Origin of the sequence: Algoriphagus sp. TR-M9, assembly GCF_027594545.1 — a bacterium.
Taxonomy (GTDB): domain Bacteria; phylum Bacteroidota; class Bacteroidia; order Cytophagales; family Cyclobacteriaceae; genus Algoriphagus; species Algoriphagus halophytocola.
On sequence record NZ_CP115160.1, the window covers coordinates 2,365,165 to 2,378,165 of the forward strand.

General features: G+C 43.1%; 12 protein-coding genes. 5 read left to right on the forward strand and 7 right to left on the reverse strand.

Features of this window, described 5'->3' with window-relative positions:
- The first annotated feature begins 27 nt into the window (after positions 1 to 27).
- Positions 28 to 1,248 (forward strand): Nramp family divalent metal transporter, encoded by a 1,221-nt coding sequence (locus PBT90_RS10220; protein ID WP_264810383.1) that lies wholly within the window; start codon positions 28 to 30, stop codon positions 1,246 to 1,248.
- Between the two features lie 79 nt (positions 1,249 to 1,327).
- Positions 1,328 to 1,639 carry a hypothetical protein gene (locus tag PBT90_RS10225; RefSeq protein WP_264810385.1) on the forward strand — a complete coding sequence of 104 codons (312 nt, stop codon included), beginning with the start codon at positions 1,328 to 1,330 and terminating at the stop codon, positions 1,637 to 1,639.
- 76 nt (positions 1,640 to 1,715) lie between these two features.
- On the opposite strand, the gene PBT90_RS10230 is transcribed toward PBT90_RS10225, so the two are convergent.
- Positions 1,716 to 2,273, reverse strand: a complete 558-nt coding sequence (locus PBT90_RS10230) for a GNAT family N-acetyltransferase (RefSeq protein ID WP_264810386.1) — start codon at positions 2,271 to 2,273, stop codon at positions 1,716 to 1,718.
- Between the two features lie 389 nt (positions 2,274 to 2,662).
- Between PBT90_RS10230 and PBT90_RS10235 the strand changes: the two genes are divergently transcribed.
- The 3 genes from PBT90_RS10235 to PBT90_RS10245 all read left to right on the forward strand — a co-directional run bounded on the left by PBT90_RS10235 (position 2,663) and on the right by PBT90_RS10245 (position 5,225).
- Positions 2,663 to 3,454 (forward strand): hypothetical protein, encoded by a 792-nt coding sequence (locus tag PBT90_RS10235; RefSeq protein ID WP_264810387.1) that lies wholly within the window; start codon positions 2,663 to 2,665, stop codon positions 3,452 to 3,454.
- 172 nt (positions 3,455 to 3,626) lie between these two features.
- Complete coding sequence (locus PBT90_RS10240) at positions 3,627 to 4,328, forward strand: hypothetical protein (protein ID WP_264810388.1); 702 nt, start codon at positions 3,627 to 3,629, stop codon at positions 4,326 to 4,328.
- Positions 4,329 to 4,343: 15 nt separating this feature from the next.
- The gene (locus tag PBT90_RS10245; RefSeq protein ID WP_264810390.1) at positions 4,344 to 5,225 is read left to right on the forward strand and encodes a hypothetical protein; all 882 of its coding nucleotides are present in this window, start codon (positions 4,344 to 4,346) and stop codon (positions 5,223 to 5,225) included.
- Positions 5,226 to 5,546: 321 nt separating this feature from the next.
- Here PBT90_RS10245 and ltrA read toward each other — a convergent pair whose 3' ends face one another.
- The 6 genes from ltrA to PBT90_RS10275 form a co-directional block, all read right to left on the reverse strand.
- The gene (gene ltrA / locus PBT90_RS10250; RefSeq protein WP_264810391.1) at positions 5,547 to 6,644 is read right to left on the reverse strand and encodes a group II intron reverse transcriptase/maturase; all 1,098 of its coding nucleotides are present in this window, start codon (positions 6,642 to 6,644) and stop codon (positions 5,547 to 5,549) included.
- Positions 6,645 to 7,287: 643 nt separating this feature from the next.
- Positions 7,288 to 8,466 carry an MFS transporter gene (locus PBT90_RS10255; RefSeq protein WP_264810393.1) on the reverse strand — a complete coding sequence of 393 codons (1,179 nt, stop codon included), beginning with the start codon at positions 8,464 to 8,466 and terminating at the stop codon, positions 7,288 to 7,290.
- Positions 8,463 to 9,482, reverse strand: coding sequence for an L-glyceraldehyde 3-phosphate reductase (mgrA, locus tag PBT90_RS10260; protein ID WP_264810395.1), 1,020 nt, complete (start codon positions 9,480 to 9,482; stop codon positions 8,463 to 8,465). The genes PBT90_RS10255 and mgrA overlap by 4 nt, the downstream gene beginning before the upstream one ends.
- Positions 9,483 to 9,506: 24 nt before the next feature.
- Entirely contained in the window at positions 9,507 to 10,841 is a 1,335-nt protein-coding gene (locus PBT90_RS10265) for a YfcC family protein (protein ID WP_270133083.1), read from the reverse strand.
- Positions 10,838 to 11,971, reverse strand: coding sequence for a serine hydrolase domain-containing protein (locus PBT90_RS10270; protein ID WP_264810398.1), 1,134 nt, complete (start codon positions 11,969 to 11,971; stop codon positions 10,838 to 10,840). The genes PBT90_RS10265 and PBT90_RS10270 overlap by 4 nt, the downstream gene beginning before the upstream one ends.
- 70 nt (positions 11,972 to 12,041) lie before the next feature.
- Complete coding sequence (locus PBT90_RS10275) at positions 12,042 to 12,974, reverse strand: DUF5996 family protein (RefSeq protein ID WP_264810400.1); 933 nt, start codon at positions 12,972 to 12,974, stop codon at positions 12,042 to 12,044.
- Positions 12,975 to 13,001 lie beyond the last annotated feature (27 nt).

The window sequence follows — 13,001 nt, forward strand, 5'->3', positions numbered from 1 at the left end:
TCCATCCCCAATAGATACAGCTTGCCCTTGCCCTCTCCATTCAAAAATATAGGACCAGGTCCCCTGATCGCCGCAGCATTTATAGGACCAGGCACGGTCACCGTTTGCACCTTGGCTGGTGTAAATTTCGGCTATGCTCTACTATGGGCACTAGTACTATCTATTGGAGCTACGGTGATCCTTCAGGAAATCACCGGGAGAATAGGCCTGGTCACTGGACAGGACCTCAGCCAGCTGATCAGAGAGCAAGATGGAAATCCCGTTTTCAGATACGTGGCTATGAGCTTGGTGTTGCTTGCTATTGGTTTGGGAAATGCAGCTTATGAATCCGGAAATATCTCCGGTACCAATCTAGGATTACAGGTGTTTTGGGAAGCTCCTATCTTCCAGACGGGCAGTTTAGAGTTTCACTTGGGCAATCTAATTTTGGGTTTCCTGGCTTTTGGTATGCTCTGGCTGGGAAGCTATCAAAAACTTGAACGGGTATTGGTTGCCTTAGTAATTTTCATGTCCCTGGCATTTGTGCTTACTGCTTTTCTGACTCAGCCAGATTGGAATAGTTTATTGGGAGGGTTGATTCCTTCCCCTGACTCGGGACAATTTACCACCATAGTCGCATTAATAGGAACCACGGTGGTTCCCTATAATTTATTCCTGTATGCTAGCCTGGCCAAAAACAAATGGTCCGGCCCCAAAGACATCCCTTGGATGAGAAGGGACATTGCAATATCCATTATGCTTGGCGGGCTAGTGTCCATGGCTATTTTGAGTGTTGGGGCCAGTAGTGAAAGTGACTCCATTAGCAATGCACTGGACGTATCCAGAGGCCTGGAATCTGTTTTTGGCAGCTTCGCCAAATACATGATGGGATTTGGGCTTCTCGCTGCGGGTCTGACTTCAAGTATTACAGCTCCCCTTGCTGCAGGATTAGTGATCTGCGGCATTTTGGGCAAATCTCAGGACATCAGATCCAAAGCGATGCGACTGGCAATGGGCAGCATAGTGGGGCTGGGCATTATTTTTTCCTCTCTAGGATTAAAACCTGTGCAATTGATCACTTTAGCGCAGTTAGCCAATGGTGTACTACTTCCGCTGATCAGTGGATGGATTATATGGATTGCCGCGAAGCCTAGTGTTTTGGGAAGGTATAGAAACAGGCTATGGCAAAGCTTGCTAGCGGCGCTGATTTGGCTGATCACATTGGCACTAGGGCTAAAAAGCATCCTGACTGTACTCGGCAATTTCTAGAAGGAATGTTTTTAAAGATTATGGTGTAAAACCACAACTTTACCTCCTGAGATTTACGTTTACAGCCTAAAAAATAATCATGAGGAAAATAATTTTAGTACTATTTATTGGGCTATTTCTTGTATCCTGCTCCCCTATGGTACTGTCCCGGCTCAATTCAAAAACCATGGGCCAACTTGAGTTAGGCATGTCAAAAGAGGAGATGACCGAAATCCTTGGAAACAATTATACCATTCCTGAAAGACGAAGGGAAGGCCAGGATGATATTGAGGTTTTGTCCTATAGGAACTACCCCTATACGGATGAATTCTATCAATTTGTTTTTGTAAATGGAACTCTCCATGAATGGTATAGGGAATTACTTCCATCCTATGAATTGAATGAAGACTAAGTCCTGTCTTAGCTAGGAAAACTTAATTTTCACTCGTTTAAATAGCCCAAAGCTATCAAGGAAGGGGCTTTATTTTTTAAGAATTAGCATCTTTTATCCGCTTCCACTCCCTGTCCAGCACGCTGTAGTATATGGTATCCCTGCGCCGATTATTGGTCAGCAGGGTGTGACTACGCAGAATCCCTTCTTCTACGGCCCCCAATTTAAGTAGGGCTTTCCGTGCAGGTAGATTGAGTACATCGGTTTTCATTTCCACCCTTTTCACTAATAATGTCTCGAAGCAAAAATCCAGCATCAGCAATTTCATAGCTTGATTCACGCCTGTACCCTGAAATTCCTTGCCTAACCAAGTCCATCCAATTTCTATCCTCAAATCTCTGGAAGAATAATTTCCAAACCCTGTACTGCCCACCACTTGCTGTGCCTTTTTGTCAACTACTACAAACTGTAACCTTTCCCCATCCAGGGCAGGTTTGGCCCAGGCTTCAAATTCACTTTCCACACTCAGATCATAGGTGAAATAATACCAAAGACCAGCATCTTTGGCTAGCATTTTCAAGCTGGGAAAGTCAGACTTGGAGAGTGGACGCATCTGCAAGCGGTCATTTTCAAGAATTAGATTTTGGGTGTACATATCATAGAATGCTTTATTTCTAGTCTAAAATTATAGAGTAATCCCCGGAATGCCAGTATCTAATTTTCCAAAAGCAGAGGTTGAAATCACCGAAAATTGCCTGAGGTCTGAGCGATAAAAATGAGAAGAAGGGTATGCAATGGATAATTTTCTAAGAATTGAGATTTTTCATTCTTACAGAAAGTATTAAGATTTGGAGCTTTAGTTATAAAAACGATAAGCAATCCGAGTCGCTTTTATCATTTTTTCATATTCTACCACACTTTATTAAAAATAAGTTTTTAACTAATATTCACATCAAAAGAAAATATTCTGTTTCCAATATACGATTACACAGAATTTATTTTTAAATTAATCAAAAGCGCAATAAACCCTAAACCCAAATACACATGAAAAAGCTACTATTTTTCCTGATTTGTGGGATGCTTTGGGTAAGTAGTCTCAAGGCTCAACAAACGCAGTACATGGTATTCGAATTTATCAAAGTTGAAAATGATCAGCTCTTTGATTACATCGAATTTAAAGATCTAATGGAAAAAGTGTACAGGCAGGCTTTGAACGATAAGCAAATCACTGGTTGGGACTTTTGGTCCCTACAGTCTGGCGCAGACCATTCAGATTTTCAATACATTATGGTGACTCACTACAATGATCCAGTCAAAATGATGAACGGTCTGGATGAACCCACTATGATGGAATATACCAAAATCGCCTACCCACACCTAAACAGCGCCCAAGTGAGTAAGATATTCCAAGAATCCCTTTCGATCAGAGATACCAGGATGCGGCTGTACATGCGGGAGGTAGCTGAAACTAAAGACAACTTCCAAATGAAACCCGGAGTTCTGGCATCCTTTGACCTGATGAAAGCCAATGAGGGCCAGTTTGAAAAGTATGAAACAGCTGAATCTGAAGTATTCAAGCCTATCCACCAAAAGTACATTGACCAAGGGTTAATGGGACATTGGAGCTTCCTGAGAACAGCTTTGCCGCTAGGCTCAGAGGCCAATTCCACCCATTTGACCATGAATATGTATAAGGATTACATGCAGTTCTTCAATGCCCAGGCATACGAAGACATGAATCAGACCGCCTCTCAACGGGAAGCCGTAAATGAAGGGCTCAATTCAAGAGATCAAAAGTGGGTATATCTCGCTACTTTAGAAAATATAGTACGCTAGTCCGGTTGGTTCGTACCTATTTTTTCAGGCCTCTTCGGAGGCCTTTTTTAGTGCCCCGGTTTTCGCCAGTTTCCATGAAAACAGAATTCTATCCATTCTACTATTGTCACAAGTAGAATATTGTGTGTAATTTGAAGAAACCTAAACAACTAGCAATTCAATCAAAGAAAAGGTGAGCATATTCTCTTATCATTTAATCGAACTTCCATTTTTTGAAGCAGTAAGGAGAATATTCTCAAGTCCAATTTCCAAAGACACTAAAGGACTTGTTCATTCGGAATTTATGACTGCAATGACTTTGGGGTCTCCCATCTTTTCGACTTCTAGGGTTTTAATTGGTCAAGTAGCTGTTTTTATGCAATGGGAAAATGAATCTGCACTTGAAAACTACTTGGAAGAAGACCATTTTGGTAAAGTTCTTTCAAAAGGTTGGTATGTGCGTTTGTCTTTTATCAGAGAATGGGGAAAGTTTAGCGGGTTTAAAATACCAAATGATAAAGCCCAATTAGAAAGCTCAAATTCTCCTGTTGTTGCTGTTACCATAGCAAGAATGAAACCTTTGGCAGTTCCTAGGTTTATACATTGGGGCAGACCAGTTGAAAAACTTGTTAGAGACCACCCAGGAACAATTCTCTCGTTAGCCTCAGTAAAATTCCCAAACACAGTTTCAACCTTTTCAATTTGGAAATCTGAAAAAGAAATGACCGATATGGTGCATGGTCATAGTAAAGTGGAAAAACCGAAAAGGCATTCAAACGCAATGAAAGAGAGGGAAAGAAAAGACTTTCATTTTGAGTTTACCACACTTCGATTTAAGCCTTTAGAGGAGTTCGGAAAATGGAAAGGTCAATCGAATTTTATTCCCATTAATTAAACCTTGTTTGTGGAGATGGGAATAGCTAGAAAAAATCAAAGCATTCAGGATTGGATTACTCAACAATGGGTCATACTGTTTGGACAGCGAATTGACAATAAAAATTATCAATGGCTTTTAGGACCATTTGGCGGAACAAAAGGAATCGGGATAAAATTCGTTGAGCAGTTAGCTAAAGATGAGAGATTAGTAATTGATAGGCAAAGAAAAAACAAAGGACTACTTGATTCAATTCTGAATCTAGGACTGCCAGAAACTGAACTAAAAAGGCTATCTCCAAACGTAATTGACTTCTATGAAAACACATCAAATTATGACCTGCTTCTAAAGGCAAAATGGAACCCATTTTTCAAAATTTTCGGAACTTTAATAAAAAGTGTCTTCAGTAGGAGAATTGAACAACTGAATGTTCCTATTGAAAACTTAGAAGATGCATCAGGACTAACGAATGAAATAATTAAACTAGTCGATCTAAAGTCAAATGAAGTTAAAAGGACAATTTGGCTAAGGTCTTTCAAATCAACAGGTCAAGTTGTATACTCAGGAGTTTATGAGACCTGCTCTCTACCAAACAAACAGATTTGTATAAAGGCTATTTTTCCTTTACCAAATGGAAACGCAACGGTGATATTGACTCCTAATGTTGGCAAAAATGGAGAACTCATTTTAGATTCTTCGGGTCAAAGAATTGGAGATAGTGGGTTTTACTTTTTGCTTAGGGATTCCAAAGGACAATTATGGAGTAATTTTATCAAGTCCTTCAAAGACAAATTGGTCGTAAAAAGCATAAATGATAAAATTACCGCGACACAGACTTTGACTTTGTGGAATTTGAAAGTTCTTGAATTTGAATATGAAATAAAAAAAAACTACACACAATCGAGTAGACGGCCGTGAGCCATAAGCCCACGGTACGCCTCTCACACCACCGTACGTACGGGTCTTCCCGATGCATCGGGAGCGGTTCACTGGATTGTAGGTTGCGTTTTGAGGTAATAGGAAAGCATCGATTCGTAGCCTTTTCTTCTTAAGCGTGGCAGAGTGATTTTTGTAATCAAAATCGGACTCTGGGCTACTGCCCATCCTCCTTTTCTGCCTCCCCTGCATCCCGGCTCCTTCGCTAAAAATATCCAAAGGGATATTTTTTACGCTCGGTCCTTCCATGCGTAAGCATGATCTTGATCTACTCCCAATCTGATTAGGTTTTTACGTTTCCGCTCAGGCTTCTTCTCCCGAAAGCTTTCGGGACCAGATGCAATATCGGAGACGGTTTCTCAACCACTCATCGAGTGATTTCAGTTTGGCTGTGATACTGGCGAGACGATAATTGTTTACCCATCCGCGCCAGACTTCATCCAGCTTTTTCAACCGTTCCTCAAAGCCGTATGGTATTGTTTTCTTGGTGATCTGCTTGAGTTTTCGTTTGAGTGATTCCCAACTTTTCTTTTTCACTACCAATTGGTATTTTCCTTTCACCCCTTTCTGGTATATCGGAACAAATGCATGTCCCAACATTTCGAAGTTAGAGGGTCTGCGGATGCCGCTTTTCTCTTTGTTAATAGCCAGTCTGAGCTTGTCTTTTAGAAAAAGATAAATCTCGTTACCCACCTTTCTGGCTTCCTTCTTTGACTTAGTGTAGATGCTGAAGTCATCAGCATATCGGACATACTTAAGGTTTCTCCTTTCAAGCTCCTTATCCAATAAATCCAGAAGGATGTTGGATAGAAGCGGACTGATAGGAGATCCCTGTGGAACGCCTTTCCTACGCCTGTGCAGTTTTCCGTTGATCTGGATGGGTGCACGCAGCCACTTTCGCAGGAGGCGGAGAGTTGTCGGACATTTTACCCGTTGGTAGATCAGTTGGAGTAGCGTCGAATGGTCAACCTCATCAAAGAACCCCTTCAGATCAATATCCACGATGTCCTGATAGCCATCATTGATGTGTTTCAGGGCTTGTGTTACCGCCTTATGGATGTTCTTTTCAGGGCGGAATCCATAACTGTGTTCCTCGAACGTGAGTTCGTATTTGGTCATCAGCACTTGGCTTACTGCTTGTTGAAGCCACCTGTCTACTACTGTGGGAACACCTAATAATCTGGTCTTTCCGTTACTCTTGGGGATTTCCACCCCTTTGATAGGTTTCGGTACATACGCATGGTTCAGAATGGATGTGGCAATCCCGCCCCTGTTGCCTTCCAAGTAGGAAAGTAGTTCAGTCACATTCATGCCGTCCACACCTGCCGAACCCTTGTTCTGCACCACCTGTCGGTAGGCTTTATAAAGGTTCTTACGGTTGAGTACTTTTTCTATCATCATTTACTTGTTAACCCTGTCCGCTTAAGATAAGGCTATACCAAAACAGTACTCCCTATCGAATTTGGACGTAATCCAATGTTCAGTCCTTCACTACTTTTGTGAGACCTTCCCGATGCATCGGGACTCGTTCCTCATAGCTACTATGACTTCTGCTGACTTCTCTTAGATGTTCACGACAGCCAGAGATCTCCCCAGGTAAGAGCATATTCCTTCCCTCAATATCCACTGGATCTACCATCTAAGCACATGTTGGTTACCCAACCTTTGGACGTCAGTATGATGTGCTACTTCATCCGACTTAAATAGCCTCCGTATCCAGTTCCTCTTCGTTGGAACCAAGGTTTGCAGTCTCGCTTCCTTCAGTGCATGTCTCACGACAAACCACCTTGCGACTTGCTAATGCTTCGGGGCGTTACCCCCGCACATAAGGGACTTTCACCCTCTGGAATAATTTGATATCTTCGATATCAGATGCCCATGCTGGGCACACACATTGGGTATAAAACATAGGGCGGACAGTGTTTTTCGCAAGTTTCGGGTTCTTAACAAACTTTGTCTCGGCGGACAAGTACGCAGCTCCGGAATACCCTACGTTTCATACCCGAGACCGCTAAGCCCAAGGCCTAAAGACAATAAACAAGCACTACTGAAAAGCTCGATAAAACCTCTGGAAAAAGAAAACACCCAATAGGGGACCTATCACCAAGCTCGCTAGCATTTGGTCCACGGGAAACCAATTTAACAGCAACTGCCCTAGCTGAATGCTCACAATAGAAATCGCAAAACCTATGGAGTTCACCAAAGTCAATGCAGTACCCCGGAATTCGGCAGGGACACTTTGGGCTACCAAACTGGAAAACTGTGGAGAGTCTGCAGTAAGCAGCATCCCCCAGATCAACACTAAACTAATCCATGCCCACTCCGGAAACTGTCCAAAAAACACCAACAAAACACAACACAATCCCGAACCCATCAAGGAAACGCTGGCAATAGCCCTACTCCCATATCTACGCGAGAAAATCCCACCTAGCGCACAGGAAATCCCGCCTATGGCGATCACTGCAAAAGCCAATAAACTATCCGAAGCTTCCAAGGAGGTTTTTTCTCTCCAGTAAACTATCAGCACAGGCACAAACGCCCAAACGGTATACAGTTCCCACATATGCCCAAAATATCCTGAAGCAGCACTCTTCAATGCCGGAATTCGGAGCAATTTCGGAATGAGCCGAATATCAAACTTGGAATTTCGCTTTTGAAACGGTCCACTAGGTACATAAAACCCAAGCATCGCTCCTCCCAAAATAGCTAAACCTGAGGTGGTCCATAAAACCAATTTCCAGGAAAAATTCAGGTCCAGGGCTTTGAGCAAATGCGGAAATCCTGTACCCAGTACTAAGGCTCCTACCAAAAAACCTAGAGCTGTCCCAAGCCCCTTTTCGAAATAATCAGCTGCTATTTTCATCCCTACAGGGTAAATTCCCGCCAGAAAGAAGCCCACCATAAACCGACAAACCAAAACAGTACCTAAGCTGAGGGGCAATAAAGGGATGAGCAGATTAAAGCAAGCGGCTAAAATACTGCTAAAGAAAAACACATCGGCAGGTGCAAAGCGGTCAGGGATAGAAAATATGGCAAAAAGCAAGGTACCTACAATAAATCCCAGCTGGACTGCCGAGGTAATGGAGGCTAAAATGTCCGAATTTTGGAGAAGGCTACTGATCTCCGGTGCCACTGCATTCCCTGCAAACCAAAGCGAAGTGCCGAGAAATTGAGCGATGACAATCAAAATCAGGGCACTTCGCGAAGATATTAAAGCTTTCACGCTCCTAGAATGGTTCGAATGACGGCAATTTCATCCTTCGAAAATTCTGAATTCTTAACTGCTTCCACATTATCGTCCAACTGCTCAGGCTTGGAAACTCCCACCAAAACAGAGGTGATCCGCTGATCTTTCAATAACCAGGCAATGGCCATTTGAGCAAGACTCTGCCCCCTACCCTGAGCAATATCATTTAATTTGGAGATCATCTGGATCTTTTCTTCTGAAATTTGTTCGGCCTTCAGGTATCTACCGTCCTTTGCCGCACGGGAATCAGCCGGAATACCCTTTAGATACTTATCAGTCAGTAAGCCCTGCTCCAAAGGTGAAAAAGCAATACTCCCTACTCCTTTCTCTCCAAGCACGTCCAGGAGGCCATTTTCTACCCATCTGTCGATCATAGAATACCTAGGCTGATGAATCAGCAGTGGGGTCCCCATTTCTTTCAAAATCCGGTAAGCTTTGGCGGTGTCTTCAGCGCTATACTGGGAAATCCCCACATAAAGCGCTTTTCCTTGCCTCACCAAAAGGTCTAATGCCGCCATGGTTTCTTCCAGTGGGGTATCCGGATCCGGTCTATGATGGTAGAAAACATCCACATAGTCCAGTCCCATTCTTTTCAGACTTTGATCACAGCTGGCTACCAGATACTTTTTGGAACCATGATTTCCGTAAGGACCAGGCCACATATCCCAGCCAGCTTTGGAAGAAATTATCAATTCATCTCTTAGCGCACCAAAGTCTTTCTTCAAAATTCTGCCAAAGTTTTCCTCAGCAGAGCCATATGGAGGCCCATAATTATTGGCTAAATCGAAGTGACATATCCCGAGATCAAAAGCCCGGCGCAGAATAGATCGACCCAGTGTGAAATCCGCATTATGGCCGAAATTATGCCAAAGCCCCAAACTGATTTCCGGCAATAGCAACCCACTATTTCCACAGCGCCTGTACTTCATCTGATGATATCTATCACCAGCAGGCTGGTAGGGTAATAGTGGAGAATGATCGTTAATGTCCATTTGTTTTAGGTTTGTTGGTTAGATTTAGGTGAACCAAAATAGAGCGATTAATACTGAAATCAAACCTAAGCCCATCAGGATTAACCAACTTTTCCATAAGTAGCTGATCCAATGGTTAAACTTAATACCAGCTGCCGCAATGATCGCCATCATTCCTCCGTTGGTAGGTGAGATCAAGTCCATCATCCCGGCTGCATACTGATAAGTAAGCACTGCGATTTGCCTGGATACGCCCAGCAAGTCCATTAAGGGCACTGCCAAAGGTGTGGTCAATACGGCCTGTCCAGAAGTGCTAGGAACAGGAATATGAATTAAAGCCTGGCTGATATAAAGACCAATAGCGGCAAGCTGCACAGGCAAACTTTCTAGCGGAACAAACATGGCATGAATGAGCGGGTCAATGATAGCGGTATCCTGCAACACCAAATAAACGCTTCGCGCCAAACCCACAATCACTCCGGCATAGATCATTTCACTAAAACCCGCTGAGTATGCCCTAGCGGTACCGTTTAACCCTAGCTTTCCAATCAGCCCGCAGCTCACGCCCACCACAAAAAATAACGCGCTCATTTCATTGTATCCCCAATCTTTATAAACTATCCCCCAGGCCATCGCGCCTATTCCACCAAAGGTAAAAATCAGAATTAAACTATGTCGAACGGAGATTTTCTTGGGAGTTAGCTTTGGAACTTCCGAGGATTCACTTTTCAGTTTACCGTAGCGTATATGGTAAGTGCACCAGAGAAATATAGCTGCAATCAAAAAAATCAGCCTGAATACTAGCCCTTCTTGAAAATCTAGCTCTGCATTGGTTTGTGCCAATAAAGAACCAAAAGGATTGACAGGTGAAAAACTAGCGCCGATTAGGGCGGATCCAAGTGCCAAAGCAATGATGGAGCGGATATCATATCCTATCTTTTTGGCCAAAAGCAAAAACATGGGAGCCATTGCAATCAGCTCCTCCTGCATCGCTATAGTGGCTCCACAAAAAGCAAAAACAAACCCAATGAAATAGAGTAACAAGTACTTCTTTGTCCTAAATCTATAAATCAAGGATTCCACCCCTTCCTGCAAAGCCCCGGTCTTCTCAATGACGTAAAATGCTCCGCCCAACAATAAAATCAGTACGACTATATCCGCACCTAAAATGATCCCCTCCGGGACAGCCAAAGCAATATCATAAAGTGAAGCATTTTGATCTTCAATAGTATGAAAACTGCCCGGAACAATAACTTCTCTGCCGGTTTCCAAATCCAAAACCCGGTCATAAACGCCTGACTGTATGAAATAGCTAGAAGCTCCAGCTAAAAGGATAAAAGTCAAAAGAATGACAATGGGATGCGGAAAGGAAAGCTTCATTCAAAAAATTTCTGAGAAATATAAGATTCAATTTGACCAGCTAGTGCCAAGCGAAAATCTGCCTGATCCCGGGTATTAGCGAATAGGAATATACCCATATTTTTCTGCTTGGAAAAGAACAAAAAACTGGAAAATCCTGCCTGACCACCAAAATGCCCCATCCATAAGCTTCCGTTCAGCTCAAGCTCTTGAAAACCCAGAATAGGCCCAGACTTTGATTCGGTCAGCCATGCCAGCTCCTCTTGAAAAATCCCCATCTCCCCACGTAGCAAATGGATCATGGCCAGGCTCATATCAGCAGTAGTAGTCACCAGGCCTGAAGATGGAGAAGGCAGGGACCCGAACCGCATGCTAGTGGGAAGGCTTCTTTTCCATAGGAAGGTTTTTTCATAGCCTTGGAGGGCATTTTCAGGCATTGGCCATTCCTTGACAAACTCAGAATTAAGCATTCCTGCTGGAGAAAATAGATTCTCATGCATAACCAAATCAAAATCTTCGCCTTTATGCCTTGCCAAAAAGTAGCCTATCAAATCAAAATTGCTATCTGCATAGTGATATCGACTGGAATCTGAATAATAGGTAGCGCTATGAGCCAAAAAGTCCCGTGCCCATTCCTCCAGCCTGATGGTCTTGCCAGACCTGAAAATCATCTCTCTGTAATTTTGATCACGAAGTCCAGATCTGTGACTCAGAAAATGCCTGAAATTATGATTCTGAATAGGTGGCAGAGCACTTAAGCCTGGAGACAGTAAGGTGTTTACTGGGCTGGAGACAGGTATGCTGTCCTCAGCCATCACATGTGCCAAACCCAAAGCAGTAAACAACTTTGACACAGAGGCCACAGGGATTTTGCTGTGAACTTTTAAGGAATCCTTGCTTTCCAGATTCTCATAGCCCAAAGCATTCAAATAGATAACTTTTCCATCTTTGACAATCGCCAGAGAAACCCCGGGAAGCAAAAATTCAGGTATGGATTTGCTCAGGATAGAATCTATTCCTGACTTGAGATCGGCTGACTTTAGTACGGGTTTAGCTCTGACTTTGGGATAACTCTGCCACCATTCCCAAATCAAAAAAGCAGCCAGCCACAATACCAAGCCAAGTGCTATGATTTTAAGTGTTTTTGCCATCAGAATATCCTTTCAATGGATGAAGTTGATTTCCAATGAGTAAGGTATGAATATTCTTTAGCTGCTAAAACTACTGTTCGAACTGCGTGAAGTCACAATCCAGATTTTCTCTATCCCAATCCCCTACTTTGGAAGCAGCAGAATAGGTAGAATCCAAAAATTGCAGTAAGATCTCTTGAGGTTTGCTGGACTTCTGCACTACCTCATAGGGCAGCATGAATTCGCCCATGTCCTGTTGCCAAAAGGCTTTTTCTGGCAGCACCGGCTGCGCTTGAAATTCCGGATGATTCGGGTAGCAATAGGCATAAAACACAGCTTCCGGAGACTGCTCACTGCCTGGCCAAAACCCTACACTGAAAACCTCATGTGAATATGCTTCCTGCATGACTGCCAAGGGAATATTCGGAACCTCCGCCGTAAATACGGGCGCCTTTCGCCCGGAAAACCGGGTATAAGCCAAATCAAATGATCCCCAGAAAAAATGGATTGGGCTGGATTTGCCAGTGAATTTCGCTTCAAAAACCCTAAAAACAGTTTGAATCTGCACCAAGGCTTTCCAGAGACTTTGTGCTGCATTTGCCTGATAAACTAAGCGTTTTTTGTTTTTGGGAAAGGGAATGGGATTTGGAATTTCATTGGGCGTAGTGACAATCTCCACAGCAATGCCCAGAAACTTCAGTTTCTCCATCAACTGCTCATAAAAGCTGGCAACAGTTTGCCCACCCAGTGCAAACCGATCGCGGGTACCATTGCTGGTTTTGATTTTCAGCTCATGATGGATAAAGTCAAATTTGATATCAAAGACCCCATTTTCATAGGGAATCAACCCTGTGGTAAGTCCCTGCGAATCCACATACAGGCTCACGTGCCAAGAATGATTTTGCCAAGGGGACTTTTTCAACCTCACCTTCCCTACTATTTGGGTCCACTGGTGCAGCAGATATATCGTGTCTTTGCTTTCTTCAAAATTTAGTACCGGCCAAGAATTCTTTTTAGTTGCCATAGTTAAAAGTTTACCCTTCAATTTATA

Coding starts and splice junctions, on each gene's coding strand:
- ltrA (WP_264810391.1), bottom strand. CDS start 6,644: ATGATGATAGAAAAAGTACTCAACCGTAAGAACCTTTATAAAGCCTAC.
- PBT90_RS10265 (WP_270133083.1), bottom strand. CDS start 10,841: ATGAAGCTTTCCTTTCCGCATCCCATTGTCATTCTTTTGACTTTTATC.
- PBT90_RS10230 (WP_264810386.1), bottom strand. CDS start 2,273: ATGTACACCCAAAATCTAATTCTTGAAAATGACCGCTTGCAGATGCGT.
- PBT90_RS10235 (WP_264810387.1), top strand. CDS start 2,663: ATGAAAAAGCTACTATTTTTCCTGATTTGTGGGATGCTTTGGGTAAGT.
- PBT90_RS10275 (WP_264810400.1), bottom strand. CDS start 12,974: ATGGCAACTAAAAAGAATTCTTGGCCGGTACTAAATTTTGAAGAAAGC.
- PBT90_RS10225 (WP_264810385.1), top strand. CDS start 1,328: ATGAGGAAAATAATTTTAGTACTATTTATTGGGCTATTTCTTGTATCC.
- PBT90_RS10270 (WP_264810398.1), bottom strand. CDS start 11,971: ATGGCAAAAACACTTAAAATCATAGCACTTGGCTTGGTATTGTGGCTG.
- mgrA (WP_264810395.1), bottom strand. CDS start 9,482: ATGGACATTAACGATCATTCTCCACTATTACCCTACCAGCCTGCTGGT.
- PBT90_RS10245 (WP_264810390.1), top strand. CDS start 4,344: ATGGGAATAGCTAGAAAAAATCAAAGCATTCAGGATTGGATTACTCAA.